This window comes from Desulfovibrio sp. 7SRBS1 (genome assembly GCF_049723905.1).
Classification (GTDB): Bacteria; Desulfobacterota; Desulfovibrionia; order Desulfovibrionales; family Desulfovibrionaceae.
This window is the reverse complement of record NZ_JBJKFD010000001.1, coordinates 4137394-4157494: the sequence shown is the minus strand read 5'-3', so window position 1 is coordinate 4157494 and position 20101 is coordinate 4137394. Positions and strand designations below refer to the sequence as shown.

The 20101-nt window shown below is 57.8% G+C and carries 17 protein-coding genes; 9 read left to right on the top strand and 8 right to left on the bottom strand.

Annotated elements, in window-relative coordinates:
* Positions 1 to 101 precede the first annotated feature (101 nt).
* The 3 genes from ACI0FJ_RS18300 to ACI0FJ_RS18290 form a co-directional block, all read right to left on the bottom strand.
* Complete coding sequence (locus ACI0FJ_RS18300; RefSeq protein WP_424305808.1) at positions 102 to 347, bottom strand: hypothetical protein; 246 nt, start codon at positions 345 to 347, stop codon at positions 102 to 104.
* Positions 348 to 449: 102 nt separating this feature from the next.
* Positions 450 to 1259, bottom strand: coding sequence for an ABC transporter permease (locus ACI0FJ_RS18295; RefSeq protein ID WP_424305806.1), 810 nt, complete (start codon positions 1257 to 1259; stop codon positions 450 to 452).
* Positions 1256 to 1912, bottom strand: a complete 657-nt coding sequence (locus ACI0FJ_RS18290; RefSeq protein ID WP_424305804.1) for an ABC transporter ATP-binding protein — start codon at positions 1910 to 1912, stop codon at positions 1256 to 1258. The genes ACI0FJ_RS18295 and ACI0FJ_RS18290 overlap by 4 nt, the downstream gene beginning before the upstream one ends.
* A gap of 97 nt (positions 1913 to 2009) precedes the next feature.
* Here ACI0FJ_RS18290 and hemW point away from each other — a divergent pair, with 97 nt between their 5' ends.
* Positions 2010 to 3137: a radical SAM family heme chaperone HemW gene (hemW, locus tag ACI0FJ_RS18285; protein ID WP_424305802.1), complete on the top strand. Its 1128-nt coding sequence runs from the start codon at positions 2010 to 2012 to the stop codon at positions 3135 to 3137.
* A gap of 68 nt (positions 3138 to 3205) precedes the next feature.
* A complete protein-coding gene (locus ACI0FJ_RS18280) occupies positions 3206 to 4258 on the top strand; it encodes a hypothetical protein (protein ID WP_424305800.1) in 1053 nt (350 codons plus the stop codon).
* On the opposite strand, the gene ACI0FJ_RS18275 is transcribed toward ACI0FJ_RS18280, so the two are convergent.
* A complete protein-coding gene (locus tag ACI0FJ_RS18275; RefSeq protein ID WP_424305798.1) occupies positions 4251 to 5588 on the bottom strand; it encodes a cyclic 2,3-diphosphoglycerate synthase in 1338 nt (445 codons plus the stop codon). The two genes, ACI0FJ_RS18280 and ACI0FJ_RS18275, sit on opposite strands and share 8 nt — an antisense overlap.
* Positions 5589 to 5735: 147 nt before the next feature.
* On the opposite strand from ACI0FJ_RS18275, the gene ACI0FJ_RS18270 reads away from it, so the two are divergent.
* From ACI0FJ_RS18270 to ACI0FJ_RS18250, 5 genes are all read left to right on the top strand, one after another.
* Positions 5736 to 6866: a hypothetical protein gene (locus tag ACI0FJ_RS18270; RefSeq protein ID WP_424305796.1), complete on the top strand. Its 1131-nt coding sequence runs from the start codon at positions 5736 to 5738 to the stop codon at positions 6864 to 6866.
* Between the two features lie 110 nt (positions 6867 to 6976).
* On the top strand, positions 6977 to 7291 hold the full coding sequence (locus ACI0FJ_RS18265) for a hypothetical protein (RefSeq protein ID WP_424305794.1): 315 nt from the start codon (positions 6977 to 6979) through the stop codon (positions 7289 to 7291).
* Positions 7292 to 7342: 51 nt separating this feature from the next.
* On the top strand, positions 7343 to 8062 hold the full coding sequence (locus ACI0FJ_RS18260; RefSeq protein ID WP_424305792.1) for a molybdopterin-dependent oxidoreductase: 720 nt from the start codon (positions 7343 to 7345) through the stop codon (positions 8060 to 8062).
* Between the two features lie 13 nt (positions 8063 to 8075).
* Positions 8076 to 10508: a diguanylate cyclase domain-containing protein gene (locus tag ACI0FJ_RS18255; protein WP_424305790.1), complete on the top strand. Its 2433-nt coding sequence runs from the start codon at positions 8076 to 8078 to the stop codon at positions 10506 to 10508.
* A gap of 50 nt (positions 10509 to 10558) precedes the next feature.
* Positions 10559 to 10819, top strand: a complete 261-nt coding sequence (locus ACI0FJ_RS18250) for a hypothetical protein (RefSeq protein ID WP_424305788.1) — start codon at positions 10559 to 10561, stop codon at positions 10817 to 10819.
* Positions 10820 to 11280: 461 nt separating this feature from the next.
* On the opposite strand, the gene glpK is transcribed toward ACI0FJ_RS18250, so the two are convergent.
* The 3 genes from glpK to ACI0FJ_RS18235 form a co-directional block, all read right to left on the bottom strand.
* Positions 11281 to 12774 carry a glycerol kinase GlpK gene (glpK, locus tag ACI0FJ_RS18245; protein ID WP_424305786.1) on the bottom strand — a complete coding sequence of 498 codons (1494 nt, stop codon included), beginning with the start codon at positions 12772 to 12774 and terminating at the stop codon, positions 11281 to 11283.
* Positions 12775 to 12851: 77 nt separating this feature from the next.
* Entirely contained in the window at positions 12852 to 13559 is a 708-nt protein-coding gene (locus tag ACI0FJ_RS18240; protein WP_424305784.1) for an MIP/aquaporin family protein, read from the bottom strand.
* A 135-nt stretch (positions 13560 to 13694) separates the two neighbouring features.
* Positions 13695 to 15257 (bottom strand): FAD-dependent oxidoreductase, encoded by a 1563-nt coding sequence (locus ACI0FJ_RS18235; RefSeq protein WP_424305782.1) that lies wholly within the window; start codon positions 15255 to 15257, stop codon positions 13695 to 13697.
* Positions 15258 to 15772: 515 nt separating this feature from the next.
* Between ACI0FJ_RS18235 and ACI0FJ_RS18230 the strand changes: the two genes are divergently transcribed.
* Together ACI0FJ_RS18230 and ACI0FJ_RS18225 are read left to right on the top strand one after the other, a co-directional pair.
* A complete protein-coding gene (locus ACI0FJ_RS18230; RefSeq protein WP_424306600.1) occupies positions 15773 to 16552 on the top strand; it encodes a DeoR/GlpR family DNA-binding transcription regulator in 780 nt (259 codons plus the stop codon).
* A 397-nt stretch (positions 16553 to 16949) separates the two neighbouring features.
* Entirely contained in the window at positions 16950 to 19019 is a 2070-nt protein-coding gene (locus ACI0FJ_RS18225) for a ribonucleoside triphosphate reductase (protein WP_424305780.1), read from the top strand.
* Between the two features lie 419 nt (positions 19020 to 19438).
* Here ACI0FJ_RS18225 and ACI0FJ_RS18220 read toward each other — a convergent pair whose 3' ends face one another.
* On the bottom strand, positions 19439 to 19912 hold the full coding sequence (locus ACI0FJ_RS18220) for a methylglyoxal synthase (protein ID WP_424305778.1): 474 nt from the start codon (positions 19910 to 19912) through the stop codon (positions 19439 to 19441).
* Positions 19913 to 20101 lie beyond the last annotated feature (189 nt).

The window sequence follows — 20101 nt, the reverse complement described above, 5'->3', positions numbered from 1 at the left end:
CCGCGTTGTACGGTTGCGTTGTGTCGCAAGGAACGTAAGGGAATTTGACGGGCAGTGCCGAAGGCTCCTTCGGCGGCAGCAAGGCTGCGCCCAAAGGAAAACTACTCTTTGAAAGGCATGTCCACGTCGATGAGACGAACCACCTGGGTGGAAAAATTATGGGTGTTCGGCTTGCAGTTGGGGCAGCCGTTGGAAAGAATCATGCACGAAGAATCGTATTCGAACCGCGAAAGGCCTGCTTTGCACAAGACCTTGGTGGAGGTTCCCGGAGCCCACATTATCGGCTCCCCGCATTCGCCGCATTCCACATAAACCAGTTCCGGATCAAAATTGGCAGAAGTCGCCATTATTACTCCTTAAAAATTGTCAGACGCTCCCTGTTAGTACCCCTCCTATTGTCCGGGTCAATGCCCATAAAGTTGCCACGCATATCACGCTTATAATCTTGTCTACCGTCCCGTATCTGCCGTGCCTGCCCGGGGAAGAACAAGGTTCTGCCCGGGCCCGAAACATCGTTTGCGCACCAGCAGCACGGCAAGCAAAGAGCTCAACGCCGTGGACGCCGTGAGCATGAACATGATCACGATCTGGTAGCGGATGGAGGTCATGGGATCGGCTCCGGCCAGAATCTGCCCGGTCATCATGCCGGGGATGAAGACCAGCCCCACTCCCATCATGGAGTTGATGGAAGGAATCATGCCCGCGCGCAGGGCGTCCCGCACAATGGACGCGCTGGCTTCCCGGTAATCCGCGCCCAAACTCAGCCGCATTTCCACATCGTCGCGCCGGTTGCGCAGGTCGGAAAGCAGCCGTTCCAGGGCAATGGCCAGGGCATTCATGGAATTGCCCACCACCATACCGGCCAGGGGAATGAAATATTGCGGCTGCCACCAGGGTTTGGCCTGCACAATAACGCCAACAACCAGATAGCCGACCAAAGAATAACAAAGCAGCATGGTGCCCAGCAGCGGCATGCCGAAGGGGACGCTACGTTCCTTTATCCGGCCCCGCACGATTTGAGCCGCCGAGCCGACCATGACCAGAAAAACCAGCACCACGGGCCAGAAGGCTTCGAGCCGAAAGACCAGGGTCAGCACGTAGCCCATGATGAACAGCTGCACGAATGTGCGCACCGCCCCCACGGCCAGGTCGCGCACCAGCCCCAGGCCACGGGCCAGGGATATGGCGCCCATAACAAACACCAGGCAAAAGGCCAGGGCCAGTTGCCAGGGCCCTATTTCCAGAACCGGACCGCTCATTGCCGCACCGCCTTTCCGTCGGCCACCCGGATGACGCTATACCCGGTTTCGGGCAGCAGGTCGGAGTGGGTTATCATCAGGACCGTCACCCCCTGTTCGGCACGGCGCAATTCGGCTTCCCGCAGAACCAGCCGGGCGCTTTCCGGGTCCAGGGCGCTGGTGGGCTCGTCCATGAGCAGAACCTCCGGCTCCATAAGCAGGGTCCGCAACAGGGAAAGCCGCTGGCGCTGCCCCACGGACAGCCCCATGGCGTTCTCCTCCAGGGAGATGTCGAGGTTCAGCCCGTCCAGAAGCGGACGCAGCCGGTCATCTCCGGGCACCTGCATGTCGGAATTGCCGGAAAAGGAAAACGGAAGCAGCAGGTTGTTCCGCACGCTGCCCTCCACCACCACCGGGGTTTGCTGCACATAGGCCACGTGCCTGCGCAGGGACGGCGGGCTCATTGCGGCCACGTCGCGCCCCTTGAAAAGAACCCGCCCCGCGTCCGGTTCCTGCAAGCGGCACAACAACCGCAGCAAGGTGGATTTGCCCGAACCGGACGGCCCGTTCACCACCAGGAACTCGCCGGGAGCAACCGCCAGATCCAGGCCGTCGAGCACACGCTTGCCCCCGAACGACACACCCAAGCCCGCACACTCAAGAACATTTTCCATAAAACATACCCTAACACCGCAAGGTTACAGTACAATGTATATGCGGCCGCAAAAACACCCGCTTGCCAGTGGGAAAACAACAGGCTAGCTAAAGCCCATGCTATTGTACATCCATGTGCCTTTTTGTCGATCCAAATGCACCTATTGCGCCTTTTACTCCGTACCTCTGGATATGGAGCTTTTGGAGCGCTACACAGACTCTGTTGTACGTGAGGCGCGGCTGTGGGGAAAGCGCCTGAACCGCCCGAAGATCCAGACCGTGTATTTGGGCGGCGGCACTCCGAGCATTGTTCCGCCGTGGGCAATGGAACGCATCATCCGGGGCGTGGGAGAACACTTCCAGCTGGACAAGGCCACGGAATTTTCCATGGAGTCCAACCCCGATTCCGTGGACAGCGCGGCCCTGGGCCAATTGCGGGAAATGGGTGTGAACAGACTGTCCATGGGCGTGCAAAGCCTGGACGATTCCCAGCTCAAGATGCTGGGCAGGCCGCACACCGCGGCTCAGGCCGTCATGGCCTTTCGCGCGGCGCGCAACGCGGGGTTCCGCAACATCAATCTGGATTTCATCTGGGGCGTGCCCGGCATGCGTCTGGGCTCCTGGCGCAAACAGATGCTGGCCGTTACCAAGGAACTCAAGCCCGAGCACCTTTCCTGCTACAACCTGACCCTGGAACCCAACACGCCCCTGGAACGGCGCGTGCAGAGCGGCAAACTGGAAATGCCCGCGGACAACGAACAGGCGCGTATCTTCGTGCATGGCGCCCATCTGCTGGAAGACCGGGGCTATTTGCACTACGAAATTTCCAACTTTGCGCGCATGGGATTTTTCTGCCGCCACAACCTGGGCTATTGGGACGGGCAGGAATATGTGGGGCTGGGGCCATCCGCCGTGTCCACGGTGCAGGACGTGCGCTACGAAAACCCCAAGGACATCGACGCCTGGGACACGCAGATCCGCCGCAATGAAACCGTGCAGGGGGAACAGCTTTCCAAGGAAGTCAAAACAAACGAAATGGTCATGCTCTCCCTGCGCACCAGCCGGGGACTGGACCTCAAACGCTACAAGGACCTGACCGGACAGAGCTTCACCAAGCAGTACGGGCAAATCCTTACCGCCCTGCGCCAGCACGACCTTATCCGCATCACCAAAGCCTACGTCCGCCTTACCAAGAACGGCATGCTCGTTTCCAACGCCATTCTGGAACGGCTGCTGCTGGATTAGATAGTTTTTTTTATATAACCAGAGCGACAAAGATGCTATCCTCTTTCCTAAAAAGCGGAGGATACGCCATGCCCGTTTCACAAAAATGCATTCAGGAATTCCAACTGGATGCCACTACCATCATTGAGGCGCTGGTTGCCCAGGCAAAGCTCATCGCCACGACTCTGCTGCTTCAGGTCGGAAGCTTCCCCCAAATATGGACGGTCAAGGACAAGGCCAAAAGCAAGGGCAAGATAGTGGTCAAAAAATCCGACCCGGTGCGCGGCTGCCTTATCCTGGAAGAAGTGATCTATCATCTGACCAATCACCGCAGCCGCATCCGCTGGAACCTGTTTGGAAATCCATGCAAAGAATTGCCCACCCCACCCGGCGGATACGACAGACCTCCCATGAAATGTCGACTTTATAATGGCATCATCACCTGGCAGGCACCGGATGGTCCGGATGTGGCAGGCAGCGCAGAAGCCGACGGCACAGGCATGTGGATTGGGCTGGATTTTCAAAATACCCGGCCTCTGCGAAGAAAACCACCAGACCCCCCTTCACACATCGATACCACGGCCGAGTACGAAAAATACTTCCACGAGTGGGAAACCAGAATGAAGGCCCAGGGCAAAAGCCTGTTCGACCTCGCCCCTACCCCGTCCAAAGTACGCACCGCCATACGGATCAACAATTTCCCCCGCTATCTGGAAGCGACAATCGGGTCGTTCACCCGGTACGGGTGGGCCCGGGGCGGATACTACGAAATCCGTCTCGGCATCTACGATCTGCTGAACACCATGGCCAACGAAGCCGTCCACACTCTCAACGACGACGAACAAAATATCCTCAAGCCCGGCTCCACCTGGCTCTCGCGGACCTACACGGCCAGCATTCAAGAAGAAGACGATTCCTGGAACAGCGCGGACCAAGTGGCCCGCATGCTCGGCCTGCGCGTTGAAAAAAATTCCTACGGGTGGCAGAACAACCCGGCCTATTCCGCCCCCGGCTATATTCCCATTGGCTTGGAATGGATGAAAAAGATACGCGGCTCGTGCGACTCGTCGGGCCGGGTCGGCAAATACCCTTACACCACTCGCGCTATGCAACAAGCCAGGACGGCCGCCAAAATCAAATAGCTGGTCTCCCTATTTTTTCCAGCAGGGGGGCCAAAACATCCTCAAGCCCCGTATCCCCAAGGTCCCGGTAGCCATAGCGCACCCGCATGGACGGCTTGTTCACCTTGATGATCCGCCCCAGGTCCACGGGCGTGCCGAAAAGCACCACGTCGCACTCGCAGGCGTCTATGGTGCGAGTCAGGTCATCCAGCTGCCGCACGGAATAGCCCAGCGCGGGCAAGGCATTCCGCATGCCGGGGCGGGCCTGCAAAACATCCTTGATATCGCCCGTTGCGCAGGCCCCGGGTTCTGCCAGCCGCGCCCCGAACATTTCCGCCGCCAACACTGCCGCGCCAAAATCCATACCCCCGTGCGTCAGGGTGGGCCCGTCTTCCACGGCCAGCACCAGCTTGCCCCGCAACCCGTCCGGATCGTCCACGGAAACCTCCAGCGTCCCCAGCACCACGGCGGCTTCCGGGTTCAGGCGGGCCACGTTTTCCCGTACCTGCCGCACCGCCTCGGGCGCCGCCACCTCCGCCTTGCTTATCAGCACCACATCGGCCATGCGCAGGTTGGTTTCTCCGGGATGATAGGCCGTCTCGTGTCCGGGACGCATGGGATCGCACAGCACAATGGACAGGTCGGGCCGAATGAACGGGGTATCGTTGTTGCCTCCGTCCCAGACAATCACATCCGCCCCATCGGGATCGTTCTCAGCCTGGCGCAGGATGGTCTCGTAATCCACCCCCGCATACAGGGTGACGCCGCGTTCGATAAGATGCTCGTACTCTTCGCGCTCTTCTATGGTGCACTTGTTGCGGTCCATGTCCGCCACTTCGGCGTAGCGCTGCACCGCCTGCCGGGCCAGGTCGCCGTAGGGCATGGGATGACGGATGACCACGGGACGAAGCCCCCGCTGCCGCAGCCGTTCGCAGATAAAGGCCGTTACCGGCGACTTGCCGCATCCAGTCCGCACGGCGCACACAGAGATGACGGGCAGGCGGCTTTCAACCATGGTTTCAACAGGCGAAAGCAGGCAGAATCCGGCCCCGGCGGCCAGCACTTCCGAGGCCGTATGCATGACGTCCAGATGGCTGATGTCGCTGTAGGAAAAAACCGCCTTGTCCACGTTCAGCCTTTTGATCAGCCCGGCCAGTCCGTTCTGGGACAGGATGGGGATGCCCTTCGGATACAAAGGTCCGGCCAGCTCGGCAGGATAGATGCGCCCGTCTATGTCTGGAATCTGCGTGGCCGTGAACGCCACCACGCGCACATCGGAACGGTTGCGAAAACATATGTTGAAATTATGGAAATCCCGGCCGGCAGCTCCCAAAATGATGATCCGTTGCATAGGTCAGACCTCGCGATAATCGAAAAAAACAGCCTGTACAGTTGCCGCATTCAATGTACAATATATACGTAAATTGATAAAAGTGCCAAGTGGCCGTTGGAGAGATACGCTTGGCCTAAATTCTACCCTGTCCGATTCGGAGGCCCCATGTCCTTTACATTGCCCACATACGAACCGCCGGATTTTTCCGCCGCTCCCCTTTGTGACGCACCTCCCGTCACCCTGATTCCGGCCCCGTACAAGGGGGTCGCGCCCGATGACTTCCACGCCACCACCATATACCCAGAATACTACCACTGCGGAAACAACGAATGGAAGCTGCTGCAAAATCCGCGCATGGACTGCGTGGCAGTACGCCGCAAAAGCGGCAGCTTCGAGGCCGTGGAGTTCCGCAACCTGAAAAAAGGCGACCTCGTGGCCGTGGGCCGTACCGAACACGGCGAGCAGGGCATTTACGTGCATGTCACCGGTTTCCCCCAGTTCGCGCCCGACCGGGAAGCCTTCGCCTTCCGCACCGGGCTGACGCGCGAGACCTCCTTTTCCATTGACTACGATTTTCTTTACGACCTGCTGCGCTTTGAACGCGACAGCGGCTTCATCCTCTGGGTGCTGGGCCCTGCGGTGGTGTTCGACTCCGACGCCCGCAACGCCTTTTCCAACCTCATCGCCAACGGCTACGTGCACGGCCTGCTGGCAGGCAACGCCCTGGCAACGCACGACCTGGAAGGTGCCCTCATGGGCACGGCCCTGGGGCTGGAAATATACACCAAGCAACCGGCACCCCAGGGACATTACAACCATCTGGAAACCCTCAACCGCGTCCGGGCCGCCGGGTCCATCCGCAAGGCGGTGGAGTCGGGCATGATACGCAACGGCATCATGCGCGAGCTGGTCGCCCTGAACGTGCCGTTCGTTCTTTCCGGCTCCATACGCGACGACGGCCCCATGCCCGAAGTAATGGCCGATGCGTACAAGGCACAGGACGCCATGCGCGAGCTGGCCAGCCGGGCCACCACGGTCATCACCATGGCAACCCAGCTGCACACCATAGCTACCGGCAACATGACCCCGAGCTACCATGTGGAGGAAAATGGACAGAACGAAGAGGAAGGCCGGGTGCGCCCCGTCTACTTTTTCAGCGTGGACATGTCCGAATTCGCCGTAAGCAAACTGGCAGATCGAGGCTCCCTGACCGCCAAGGCCATTCTGACCAATGTGCAGGATTTTGCCGTTACACTGGACCGTGCCCTTTCCGGGGAATGCGCTCCACATCCTTAAGCCGCGTTCGTAATCCGGCTGTTCCGTTTTCCGCCCCGCCAAGGCTGGACGAATTTCTCCGGGACGTGTAGTTGTTTGCTAACGCAAGAACTTTATCGCGAGGTATACATATGCGTACGTTTTCCCTACTGACCATTCTGGCCGCCATTCTTTTTCTTTCCGCTCCGGCGCAGGCCAAGTATTTCTGCGACGATTACGGCGTTTCCTGCTACAAACAGGTGCCCAACGACAAGGAAACCTGCCCGTTTCTGGAAATCGGCAATCCCGACGGCAAGTACATCGGGAGCGTACACCTGCCCGAAGGAATGTGCTGGGATGTCCCCTTTTCATGCGTACCTTGCGATAAAGGCGTGGACCAGGAGAAACTGAGCGACGAGTGCAACAAGCAGTTTGCGGAATGCGACGGCAAATGCGTCGCCGAGTAAGCAGCACAAAAAACCACGCGGCCTCCAACGGCCGCACCGGAGCCTGACAGGATGGCCGCTCTCCGTCGTCGTACCGTGCTTATGGGCACCGGGATTCTCGGGGCCGTGGCCGCCTTTTCTCCATGGCTTCCTGCCATGGCTGCACCGCTTTTTCCCACACGCACGGTGGATAGGGACGATTACAGCTTTGATCCTAAAACCGGACATTTCCTCATGCCCGGTGGAACAACGGTTCCCTACTCCTTTCGCATCAGCGGCCTGACGTCCAAAGCCATCAGCCTTGGCTATGACGAACTGCAGGCTCTGCCCCAGGTGGAACAGACCTCGGATTTTCATTGCGTGGAAGGCTGGTCCGTCAACGACGCAACCTGGGGAGGCTTTCGCTTTGCCGAGCTGACCCGTCTGGCCCCTCCCGCTCCCGAAGCGAAGTGGGCTGTTTTCCATTCCTTTGGTACCACCCGCAGCACGCCGGGCGGGCTCGACCATTACGTGGAGTCCTTTCCCCTGAGCGATCTGCTGGATTCCAAACTCGACTACCTTATGGCCCTGCAACTGGCCGGAAAACCTCTTTCGCACGACCGCGGCGCACCCATGCGCGTTGTCTGCCCGTATGATCTGGCCTACAAAAGCATCAAATTCGTTACCGGTCTGACCTATGCGAGGACCCCGCAGGACGGATGGTGGACCCGTGCCAATCCCATCTATCCGCTCTATGCGCCGGTCCCGTCCCACAGGTTGCGCAACGCCGCGCCCAAACGACGCCCCTACTAGGCAAAGCCAGCCAATGCCCAAGAACATGCCATCATCACTTGTCCCTCTTTCGGCCCAGGACCTCATTCTCCATGAGCGCGAACTCCAGGCCACCCTGGCCCGGTTCATCACATTCAAATCGTCCAGCCTGTACTTTCCCAAGGACACGGGAGAACAGGCCGTAGCCGACGAGACCACTTTTGATCCGTCATCGGGCAAAGCCGTCTATCTCAAGGATGAACACCGCCTGCTGCTGCCCCTGGTGCACAGGGACAAGCCTCTCGGCGTCTTCCTGGCCCGCGGTATACGGCTGGCCGCACCCACCACCATGACAGTCGTGCTGCCCGGCGTGGCCTCGCTTTTTCTGGAAAATATAGCCCTGGCGAAAACCGCTCAATGCGATCCGCTTACCGGACTGCTGAACAAACACGCCTTCATGGACCTGTTGCGCCGCACCATAGAGCAGGCCCAGAACTGCGTACTGCCTGCCGCGGATGCCTGCATCGATCCGGGCCTTGGCATATCGGGCCGACTTTCCATGCTGGTCTGCAACCTCGACCATTTCAAGACCGTGGCCCAAACCCACGGATTCCGCGCCGGAGACGACGTGTTCGACGAAATGGCCCGGCGGCTGCGCAAGGCCTGTCCGAAAAACGCCAGCCTGTGCCGGTTGGACAAGGACGAATTCGCCGTGCTCATGCCCGACACCACGCCTGCCAAATGCCTCAAGCTGGCCGACAAGATTCGCTGCGCCGTGCATGCCGAATCCTTTACCCTGAAGGACGGAGAACACGTGCGCCTTACGGCCAGCCTGGGCTGCGCCTCCTACCCCAACGACCTGCGGGGTGCGCAGATAGCCAGCCATCCCGGCGAAATGGCGAAAATTCTTCTTTTCAAGGCGCTTAAGGCCATGTCCGTGGCCAAAGAGCACGGCCGCGACCGTGCCTTTTCCTTTGGCCGCATTCTGGAACAAGGCGGCGCCATCCTGGAAATGCTGCCCATGAACCGCCTTTCCCTGAATCTGGGGCGCGACGTGGACGCGGCCGAAGGGCTGCGTTTTCTTGTCTGGTCCCCCAAATTTCTGGACGAAGCGGAAGCCAAGAGTGGCGACGGACAGCGACTGCTCGGCCGCTACCCTGCCATGTACAAGGGTGAAATCGTCATTACCGAGGCGCAGGAAGACATGGCCTTTGCGGAAATAATGGACGTGAGCGACCCGGCCTGGCCCCTGGAACCGGGCGACCGCCTCTCCCTGCTGGACGAGCCGGGCAAACGCAACGGCCCCCCAAATCCGGCCAAACCGCCGCAAAAGGATATACTCACCGGGCTGTACGGCTACACTGGTTTCCTTTCCTGCCTGGCGCGCGAGCAGAGCCAGCTGGAAAGTTATGCCCTGGTCATGATTCGTCTGGAAGGCACCAACGGCGCACCCACCACGGGCAACCGAAAGGAAATCGAGAACCGCGTCAAAGACGCCGCCTCCCTCATGCACGAAATTTTCGGTGCTGAAATTACTGCTGGTCGCTACGGGCTGGCCGCTCTGGCCTGCATCGTGCAACAGGGCACGCCCGAGGCCATGGCCCGGGCCGCGCAGAAGTATTGCGAGCAGGCCGTACAGCGGTTGGGCGTCACCCCGGCGCTGGGCGTGGGGTATTTTCCCTGCCTGGACTATGCCAAGTCCGACGTGCTGGAAAACAGCCGCAAAGCCCTGGACCACGCCCTGCTGCTCGACACGCCCAAGGCAGCCGTATTTGACAGCATTTCCCTGAACATCAGCGCGGACCGTCTTTTTTCGCATGGCGACGTGTATGCCGCCATAGAAGAATACAAGCGTTCCCTGCTGCTGGACGAAGACAACACGCTTTCCCGCAACTCCCTGGCCGTATGCTACGCCCGTCTTTCCAAACTGGACCAGGCCGCGGCCACGTTCCGGCAGGTTATGGAGCGCGATCCGAAAAACCTGATGGCCGTGTACAACTTCGGCTATTCCTGCCTGCGCATGGGCGACGATGCGGCAGCGGCCAAGGCCTTCCGCCGCTGCCTGAAGATAGACCCCGACCATCTTTTCAGCCTTATCCGCCTGGGCCAGATTCAAGAAGCCAAAAAGCAGTACAAGCAGGCCGCCACCACGCTGCGCAAGGCGGTAAAGCTGCCGGGCGGCGAAGGTGCCGCGGCAAGGCATCTGGCGCGCTTGGCCCTGGCAACCGACCAGCCGGACAAGGCCCGCGATCTGCTGCACAAGGCCGTCACCCACAATCCGGGCGACGCCCAATCCATCTATCTGCTTGCCAAGCTCTACCTCGATTCCGGCGAAGACCCGGAAATCGCCGTGGCGCTGGGCCGCAAGTGTGTGGAGATAAAGCCTTCCAGCCCCGTGTACTGGAAGTTCCTGGCCGATGGACTGGCCGCCATGGGCGACAAGGACGAAGCCGCCCGGGCACGCACCCGCGCCGCCAACTTGACTTGAACTCCCAGCCGGGTACAACCAGGCAAATTCCCGCGCAAAGGACATAGCATATGAAAGACGAGAAAGGCCTTTTCTATTACCCGTTCCCGGAAAACAAGAAAGTCCGCATGTATGTTCAGGAGGACGAAACCGACGTCTGGTTCAGACTGTGGAACCAGGATGATGAAAAGCTCTGGGAAGAGCACGGCTGGGTTCCTTACGGAGCCATCAAAAAGGCCGCTGCCTCCTATGAAAACAAAAAAGCTTTCGATCCCGGACAGGCGTACGACATTAATGTCGCCAAGATGATCATCAAGGAAGGCAACAAGTAACTGCGACGAGCTGCGACAGCGCTCTCGCCACCCACTTGTACGGGCGGAACAGACCATTCACCAACGTCTTTCCGCCCCGCTCTTTTTTCTCCGCCCCGGCGTTATGAGCACGCTCTTCTTTCCGCCCCGGAACCACGCCCAGCCTTTTCCTGACAACACTCGCGTCTGATCGCGTCTGGATTCACCTGGCATTTTCCTTTTACGCACGTAAAAGGCATCTCAAAGTCATCAACGCTCTTTGGCTTTCTTGCAGTCTTTGGCTTCAAGGGCCCCGTGCAACCATGCTTGCGAACGGGAGTCCCAGGCTGCGTTCTCAATCCCTGCTGCAATCACCCCCAAATTCTGGCTCCAAAATCTTACCCACAATAAAAAAGGGGACCGGATACGCCGGTCCCCTTAGAGTAGGGTATCCGCGTCCAGTCCGTGTTTGCCTCACGGACCGAGCGCGGGTAAGGAGTGCTTTATTTGAAGGCCATGGTCGCTTTGACCGCTTTCTGCCAGCCTTCATACAGCTTGGCAGAGTCTTCTTCGGACATCTTGGGGGAGAAAGTACGATCCACGCCAAAGTTCTGCGTGATGTCGTTCTTGTCCTGCCAGAAGCCCACGGCAAGACCGGCCAGGTAGGCGGCGCCCAGGGCGGTTGTTTCGATGCACAGCGGACGTTCCACGGGAACGCCCAGTACGTCTGCCTGGATCTGCAGCAGCAGGTCGTTGGCTACAGCGCCGCCGTCCACGCGCAGTTTTTCCAGCTTGATACCGGAGTCGGCTTCCATGGCGGAGAGCACGTCTTTGGTCTGGTAGGTGAGCGATTCGAGCGTTGCACGCACGAAGTGTTCCTTGGTGGTGCCGCGGGTCAGGCCGAATACGGCGCCGCGCACTTCGGAATCCCAGTAGGGAGCGCCCAGACCGACGAATGCCGGTACCATGTACACGCCGTCGGTGCCCAGAACGCGGGTAGCGTACAGTTCGCTGTCGCGGGCTTCGCGGAACATGCGCAGACCGTCGCGCAGCCACTGTACGGCAGAACCGGCCACGAAGATGGAACCTTCCAGAGCGTACTCTACCTTGCCGTCAACGCCCCAGGCGATGGTGGTCAGCAGGCCGTTCTTGGAAGGTACGGCTTTTTCGCCGGTGTTCATCAGCATAAAGCAGCCGGTGCCATAAGTGTTCTTGGCCATGCCTTCGCTGAAGCAGGCCTGTCCGAACAGGGCGGCCTGCTGGTCGCCAGCCATGCCGGAGATCGGAATCTCGTGGCCCTGGAAGGATTCCTTCAAGGTTTTTCCGTAGACGTCCGAGGAAGGACGAACTTCGGGCAGCATGGAAGCGGGAACGGTCAGGTGTTTCAGAAGCTCTTCATCCCACTTGAGCTCGTGGATGTTGTACATGAGCGTACGGGATGCGTTGGTGTAGTCGGTTACATGCACCTTGCCGCCGGTCATTTTCCAGACCAGCCAGGTGTCGATGGTGCCGAAGAGCAGATCGCCCTTTTCGGCTTTTTCACGGGCGCCTTCGACATTGTCGAGGATCCATTTGACCTTGGTGCCGGAGAAGTAGGCGTCGATCAGCAGACCGGTCTTCTCGCGGAACATGGGGTCCAGGCCCTGGCCCTTGAGTTCGTTGCAGACACCCATGGTCTGGCGGGACTGCCAAACAATGGCGTTGTACACGGGCTTGCCGGTGTTCTTATCCCAAACAACCGCGGTTTCACGCTGGTTGGTAATGCCGATGCAGGCAATTTCGCTGGCACTGATCTCGGGCTGGGACAAGGCTTCCGCCACGACCGACTGCACCGAAGACCAGATTTCCATGGCGTCATGCTCGACCCAGCCGGGATTGGGGAAGATCTGCGTGAACTCTTTTTGAGTTACAGCAACGATGTCGCCTTTCTTGTTGAAAAGAATGGCTCGAGAGCTTGTGGTTCCCTGGTCGATGGACAGAACATACTTATGGCTCATTTTTTTCCCCTTGTTCGAATGGATTGTCTCCATCCCTTACTGTGTATCGTATGACTCAAACAACGTGCTGGACGGAACTAGCCGACCAGCGCCTTGTACAACAGCGAACCGGCAACGCCGCCGCAAATGGGAGCGACAACAGGAATCCAGGAGTAGCCCCAATCGTTTCCGCCTTTGCCAGCGATGGGCAGCAGGGCGTGCGCGATACGGGGACCGAGGTCACGAGCGGGGTTGATAGCGTATCCAGTGGGACCACCAAGGGAAAGACCGATAGCTACGATGTAGAAACCAACGATGAGGGGGTTGAGTCCCTGACTGAATTCGTTGGCGCCCAGAGCGAGCAGACCGTACAGCAGTGCGGCGGTACCGATAAATTCGCAAAGGAAGTTGGCGCCGGTGGAACGGATGGCAGGACCAGTGGAGAACACGGCCAGCTTGGCCTCGGTGTCTTCAGTGGCTCCCCAATGGGGAAGATAGGCCAACCAGCAGATAGCGGCACCCAGAAAGCCACCTACCATCTGTCCGGCAATGTAAACAGGAACCTGCGACCAGGGCAGTGCGCCGACGGAAGCGAGACCGATGGTAACAGCCGGGTTGACATGAGCACCGGAGTACTTGCCAACGGCGTACACGGCAAAGGCAACGGCAAATCCCCACCCGAAGGTGATGACGATCCAGCCACTGTTCTGGCCTTTGGATTTGTTCAGGATAACGTTGGCACACACTCCGCATCCAAACAGAGTCAGGATCAAAGTACCCACAAGTTCAGCAAGAAAGACGTTCATGATTTTCTCCCATCGAGTTGATCCATGTGAAGACACACATTTCCTTTCGGAAACGAACACATTGAAGAGCGTTAAAGAACCTGCCGGTTTCCCCTGAACCGGACGCCTTTATGCATAAAAATCAAAGACGCAGCTTTAGCTTACCGTGTAGTTCCTGGACAACTCGGTAAATTGCTCAACCTGCGTCTTGATCCATTGTTCGTCTCTGCCAAGCTCCGCAGCCATGATCTCTGCGGCCTTGGGGGCAGCTTCAGCAGCGGCCTTCGCATCCAGAATCAACGCTCTGGTTCTGCGCGCCAGCGCATCCGCCACGCTCAGTGCACATTCGTGACGTACCGCCCAAACCACTTCCAACCAGGAGTAGGGAAGCCGCTCGTGCATAGGTGCATCGAGCTCGGGCAGCTCTCCGGCAAGCGCCCTAACTTCCGCAGCTTCGCTGCCGTACACATGCATATGGTCGTTGTGGTCGTATGTCTCTGTGTAACCATGCAATTTGAGATGCGTGGTCGCACATGGACGGAAAGTAAGTCCGCCCATCTTGATTGCGTTATCTATGCAATCTTCGGCCATATGTCTATACGTGGTCCATTTCCCGCCAGCGATGGTCAGGAGTTTGTTCGGAGATACCGTCAGGAAGTGATCCCTGGAAAGGGCTGAAGTTTTGCCGCCTTCCTTGCCTGCGGAGATAAGGGGACGGATGCCGGTGAACACGCTGCGGATGTCTGCGCGCGTGAACGGCTTTGTGAGATAACGGGAGGAATGGTCTACAAGAAAATCGATTTCTTCATCAAACGGTTTGGGCTCTGTGCAGACATGGTCTATGGGCGTATCCGTCGTGCCCACAACAACCTTGCCGTGCCACGGAACAAAGAAGATCACCCGGCCGTCGTCGGTTTTGGGAACCATGATGCCGGTGCTTCCCCCCAGGAACTGGCGGTCGATGACCACGTGGATGCCCTGGCTGGGAGCTATGAGTTTTTTGTGATCGGAATTGTCCATGTTCATCACATCGTCGGTAAAGATACCGGTGGCGTTGATGACTGCTTTGCCCTTGATTTCGTAAGTCTCGCCGCTGAGTTTGTCTTCGGCCTGGACGCCGACGACAAAGCCCGAGCTTTTGATCAGCCCGGTAACGCGCATGTAGTTGACGGGAACGCCACCCAGATCGGCCATTGTTTTGGCGAGGGTGATAGCGAGGCGGGCGTCGTCGAACTGCCCGTCGTGGTAGGTTACGCCGCCCTTGAGGTGGTCCTGAAGCACGCCGGGAATTTCCCGTACAACGCTTTTCTTGAAAAGTATCTGGGAGGAACCAAAGCTGTATTTGCGGGCGAGCATGTCGTAGGCTTTGAGGCCCACACCGTAGTAGGGAAGGCCCCACCACTTGTAGTCCGGCACCACGAACTTCTGGTTGTAGCACATGTGCGGTGCGTTTTCGCGCAGAAGGCCGCGTTCGTGCAGCGCTTCCATAACGAGAGAAATATTGCCCTGGGCGAGGTATCTGACGCCGCCGTGGACCATTTTGGTGCTGCGGCTGGAAGTGGCCTCGGCAAAGTCACCCTGCTCCAGAAGGAGCACGGAATAGCCTCTGGCAGCTGCATCCAGGGCCGAACCCAAACCAGTGGCTCCGCCGCCAATAACGATAAAGTCCCACACACGGGAACTGTCTTCAATCTGCCTGATATTGTCCGATCGTTTCATGCGACACACCCTTTTCCCCGTCCAGCTCGTTGTACGGCGGTGTGGTCTTCACGAGGCATCCCCGAACAGACAAACCAATCGCCGTTCCATCAACTCGAAAACAAACATTCAAGTCCCAAGCCGGACTAGATTTCTTTTTCACTTGCGAACAAGTTGTAACAAAACGAAAACAAATTAACAAGAACATGTTTTCATTTTCTTAAAAAAAGTGCAGGAATGAACACTACAGCAGGCCCTGATTCTCGTCTTGCAGGCTTCGCCCCTTTAAATTATTCAACTTTCCAGAACGTTACGAAAAGGTGACAGCCCTCTTTCAACCGGTAAACGCGTATTCGCCCGAGACGTTGCCATGACTGGACAATCCGAATCTTTAAGATATAGTCCCTAAAGAGAAACTGTATAAGCAGGTGGGATATCTCCCCCTATATACTCATGTTCGTTTGAAGTACGCAAGGAGACATTCCATTTTGATCGATACGCCAAAAACGAAAAAAAATAGAAGAACACGCCTGGATCTGCGCGCGCTCTCCCCCCGGCAGAGGGAGATATACGACATTGTCAGTGAACGGGGATTTGCCTCCATCGAATCCCTTTCGCAGCAGTTCGACGTGACGCCGCAGACCATACGGCGAGATATAGGCAGGCTCTGTACAAACAAGCTGCTCCAGCGCTTCCACGGCGGTGCAGGGCGGGCTTCCAGCGTGGAGAATGTCGACTACAGCGACCGCCGCAACATCCTGAATCAGGAAAAACGGCTGATTGCCGAGATGGTTGCCAAGCAGATTCCTAACCGGGCCTCTCTTTTCATCAATATAGGGACCACAACCGAAGAAGTCGCCAAGGCGCTCTCCGGGCACAAGGCACTGCGCGTGATTACCAATAATCTCAACGTGGCCCTGCTTATGAGCGACGAGGACAACGAAGTCATCGTTGCCGGGGGCATGGTGCGCAGGCGGGACAAGGGAATTACGGGCGAAGCCACGGTGGAGTTCATCAAGCAGTTCAAGGTCGATTACGGCATCATCGGTGTTTCCGGCATCGACGAGGACGGCACCCTGCTGGATTACGACTACCACGAAGTGCGCGTTGCTCGGGAGATCATCGACAATGCCAGAAACGTCTTCCTGGTGACCGACCATACCAAGTTCAACCGCAACGCCATGGTGCGCATAGCGGACCTGAGCGAAATAGACGCCATATTCACGGACAAGAATCCGCCCCTTGCCTTCCGCGAAATGATGAAGAGCAAGGAAGTGGCACTGCACGTTGCCGACCCCACACCCAAGGTAAAATAGACCGACGGGGACGCCTTCCACCCCCTTTGGGAAAATACATCGCCCGGAACGCTCACCATGAAGCGTTCCGGGCGCCCGTATTTCGGGGACTACAAATTTTTCCTAAATACAGTTGCCACCAATCCCTCTCTCCGTTAGTCTTTGCAAATCGATATGTGCTTCGGCCATGTCCAACCCGGTGCGAGTCCGGGGCGGTTCCGCCGCTGTATACCGTACGGCCCGAACAACGGAGCAATACGGCAAGCCAGCACAACAGGCTGATGTCATTCCATAATCCCCGGCGCACGGCCGGACGTATAATCCTTTCAATTATGAACCACCGCGCTCCGACGCATTCCAGCTGCTCCGCAGCCACAGGATTTCGCGTCCCTTTTTTTGCGTGGTGCAAGAGATGCTCATGCCACCTAAACACATTCTCAAACGCGACGGCAGGCTTGAAACATGGTCCACAGAACGGGTTTCCCAGGCCATTTTCAAAGCCCTCAACGCCAGCGGCATCAAAGACCCGCTCCTGGCGAAACGCCTTGGAAGAAAGGTTGAAAAAAAGCTGGACGGAATGGATATCCCCGAGCAGGAGCAGGTCCAGGATATGGTCCAGCTCGTGCTTATGGAGTCCCGTCTCTATGGCGTTGCCGAACGTTATATCATCTACCGGGAAAAACGGCGTGAACTGCGCAGACAGCACGACAACTACCTGGACATCTCCGAGGTCATCGACAAGTACCTCGACCAGACCGACTGGCGGGTAAAGGAAAACTCGAACATGTGCCACTCCTTCCAGGGACTCATGCTGCACATGTCCGGTTCCATCCAGGCCCGCTACTGCCTGGAAAAATATCCCGAGGAAATCCGCCTTGCCCACGAGCACGGCTATTTCCACATTCACGATCTGTCGTTCGGCCTGGCCGGGTACTGCTCGGGCTGGAGCCTCCGCGACCTACTTATGGAAGGATTCAACCTGGACGACCGTTGCAGTGCTGGTCCTGCCCGCCACTTCGACTCCCTGGTCGGCCAGATAGTCAACTTTCTGGGCACGCTGCAAAACGAATGGGCCGGTGCCCAGGCGTTCAACAACGTGGACACCTACCTTGCGCCCTTTGTGCGCTACGACAACATGGACTACAAGGAAATCAAGCAGTCCATGCAGAAGATGCTCTACTACCTCAACACGACCTCGCGCTGGGGCGGACAGAGCCCGTTCACCAACTTCACCTTCGACGTGACTCCGCCCAAGCACATGGAAAAGGAAGCCGTCATCATCGGCGGTGAACTGCAAGACTCCACGTACGGCGAATACGCCGAAGAGATGATGCTCATCAACAAGGCCTTTGTGGAAATCATGCTCGAAGGCGACATGAACGGCCGCATCTTCTCGTTCCCCATTCCCACCTACAACGTAACCCCGGACTTCCCCTGGGAAAGCGAAGTGGGCCACCTGCTGCTGGAAATGACTGCCAAATACGGCGCTCCCTATTTCCAGAACTTCATCAATTCGGACGTGAGCCCGGAAGATGTCCGCTCCATGTGCTGCCGCCTGCGTATGGACCTGCGCGAACTGCGCAAGAAGACCGGCGGCCTGTTCGGCGCTGGCGACCTGACCGGCTCCATCGGCGTGGTCACCCTGAACCTGCCCAAGCTGGCCTATCTGGCGCACGGCGAAAGCGACTTTCTGGAGCTGATCACCGAATACGCAACCCTGGCCAAGGATTCCCTGGAGTACAAACGCAAATTCGTCCAGACCAACATGGACAACAACATGTTCCCCTACTCCAAGCGGTATCTGAAAAACGGGCTCAACGGCCACTTCTCCACCATCGGCCTGATCGGTGGACACGAAGCCTGCATGAACCTGCTGGGCAAGGGCATTGAAACGCCTGCCGGAACTCGTCTGATGCAGCAGGTGCTGAACCACCTGCGCGACCTGATGCAGGACTTTCAGGAAGAGACGGGCAACCTGTACAATCTGGAAGCCACCCCGGCCGAAGGAACCTGCTACAGACTGGCCAAGATCGACAAGGCCCTGTACTCGGACATCTACACCGCCGGTACGGACCAGCCCTACTACACCAACTCGACCCTCCTGCCCGTGGGTGCCACAAGCGACATCTTCGAGGCCCTGGAGCACCAGAGCCAGCTGCAAACGCTGTACACCGGCGGAACGGTCTTCCATAGCTTCCTGGGCGAGGCCGTGGCGGATTGCGACGCCATGAAGAACTTCCTGATCAAGGCCATGGAAAAGACCAAACTGCCCTACATCTCCATCACCCCGACCTTTTCGGTGTGCAAGGATCACGGCTACATCAGCGGCGAACACTTCGAGTGCCCCACCTGCGGCGAAGAAGCCGAAGTATACACCCGCGTGGTCGGCTACTACCGCCCGGTGAAACGCTGGAACAAGGGCAAGCAGGAAGAATACAAGGAACGCATGGAATACGACAACAACGGCGTATGCCAGGCTTCCGTCTAAGCAAGTAAACAGAACGGACGGCCTGACCAAGCGAAAAGGCGCACCTTGAAGGTGCCTCGTCGCAGCGGGCTGACCTTCTGATGATTTATTCAGTGATTTAGGGCTGTGAGAGCAATCTCACAGCCCTTTTTTCTGGCTTGCTTAATAAAAAGACAGGGAAAAGGCAGGCAAAACCGGAAGGCACAGGGACACCCGAGGTGCTCGAAATATTTTTTCTATGGCAATTCGGCGGCTGAAAAGTTTTCACTTCCGAAAATAAATTTCTTTGCAGTTTTCGTTTTCGACCGTTTCTGCTTTTCCCTCAAATCAGGAAAGAAATTCATTTCCATCCTCTCCACATGCTGGACTACGCCCCCATATATGGGGACGAATCCAGACGAGACGTTGGAGACTATGAATTGCAGTGCCGCAAACAGCGGCTACTTCAGCTCGCGCTGCAAATAGTCGGCAAAATCATTGCCGCGCTTGTGGAACTCTCCGTTGAAGAACGGCGAGGAGATGAGAAATTCGGCGGAAGAACGATTGCTTGCCGTGGGGATGTTGTAGAGCACGGCCAGCCGCAGCAGGGCCTTGACGTCCACGTCGTGAGGCTGGGGCTGCATGGGGTCCCAAAAGAAGATCAACACATCGACCTCGCCTTCGGAAATCAACGCGCCCAATTGCTGGTCGCCGCCGAGCGGACCGGACTTGAGCTTGCGGATGGGCTTTAAATCCCTGTTCCCGGCCATTCCGGCCATTCTTTCCTTGAACAGTTTTTCGACCAAACCACCGGTGGTGCCCGTGGCCGTCAGATGGTGGTGCGAAAGCACTTCAAAGTTGGATTCAACGAACTCCAGCAAGTCGTGCTTGCAATTGTCGTGGGCCACGACCGCTATATTCTTGATGGGTTTCATGATGGCGTGAACTCCCGTGGTAACGAATGAAGAAACAAAACAACTTGAAATCCGCTTGGATAGACACCCTCTCCATACGCGGGGCCGCCGCTTCCTGCAACAAAGGGGCATACGTGCTATGTAAGGGGGGAGGAAGGGACTAAAAAGACTGAGCCTATACGCTCCCCTACCACGCGCCCCTGGCGCAGA

Excerpts from the sequence above, each read along its gene's own strand:
- ACI0FJ_RS18265 (WP_424305794.1), top strand. The coding sequence starts at position 6,977 with ATGCGTACGTTTTCCCTACTGACCATTCTGGCCGCCATTCTTTTTCTT.
- ACI0FJ_RS18260 (WP_424305792.1), top strand. The coding sequence starts at position 7,343 with ATGGCCGCTCTCCGTCGTCGTACCGTGCTTATGGGCACCGGGATTCTC.
- ACI0FJ_RS18280 (WP_424305800.1), top strand. The coding sequence starts at position 3,206 with ATGCCCGTTTCACAAAAATGCATTCAGGAATTCCAACTGGATGCCACT.
- ACI0FJ_RS18290 (WP_424305804.1), bottom strand. The coding sequence starts at position 1,912 with ATGGAAAATGTTCTTGAGTGTGCGGGCTTGGGTGTGTCGTTCGGGGGC.
- ACI0FJ_RS18275 (WP_424305798.1), bottom strand. The coding sequence starts at position 5,588 with ATGCAACGGATCATCATTTTGGGAGCTGCCGGCCGGGATTTCCATAAT.
- ACI0FJ_RS18225 (WP_424305780.1), top strand. The coding sequence starts at position 16,950 with ATGCCACCTAAACACATTCTCAAACGCGACGGCAGGCTTGAAACATGG.
- glpK (WP_424305786.1), bottom strand. The coding sequence starts at position 12,774 with ATGAGCCATAAGTATGTTCTGTCCATCGACCAGGGAACCACAAGCTCT.
- ACI0FJ_RS18270 (WP_424305796.1), top strand. The coding sequence starts at position 5,736 with ATGTCCTTTACATTGCCCACATACGAACCGCCGGATTTTTCCGCCGCT.
- ACI0FJ_RS18295 (WP_424305806.1), bottom strand. The coding sequence starts at position 1,259 with ATGAGCGGTCCGGTTCTGGAAATAGGGCCCTGGCAACTGGCCCTGGCC.
- hemW (WP_424305802.1), top strand. The coding sequence starts at position 2,010 with ATGCTATTGTACATCCATGTGCCTTTTTGTCGATCCAAATGCACCTAT.
- ACI0FJ_RS18255 (WP_424305790.1), top strand. The coding sequence starts at position 8,076 with ATGCCCAAGAACATGCCATCATCACTTGTCCCTCTTTCGGCCCAGGAC.
- ACI0FJ_RS18220 (WP_424305778.1), bottom strand. The coding sequence starts at position 19,912 with ATGAAACCCATCAAGAATATAGCGGTCGTGGCCCACGACAATTGCAAG.
- ACI0FJ_RS18250 (WP_424305788.1), top strand. The coding sequence starts at position 10,559 with ATGAAAGACGAGAAAGGCCTTTTCTATTACCCGTTCCCGGAAAACAAG.
- ACI0FJ_RS18240 (WP_424305784.1), bottom strand. The coding sequence starts at position 13,559 with ATGAACGTCTTTCTTGCTGAACTTGTGGGTACTTTGATCCTGACTCTG.
- ACI0FJ_RS18235 (WP_424305782.1), bottom strand. The coding sequence starts at position 15,257 with ATGAAACGATCGGACAATATCAGGCAGATTGAAGACAGTTCCCGTGTG.
- ACI0FJ_RS18300 (WP_424305808.1), bottom strand. The coding sequence starts at position 347 with ATGGCGACTTCTGCCAATTTTGATCCGGAACTGGTTTATGTGGAATGC.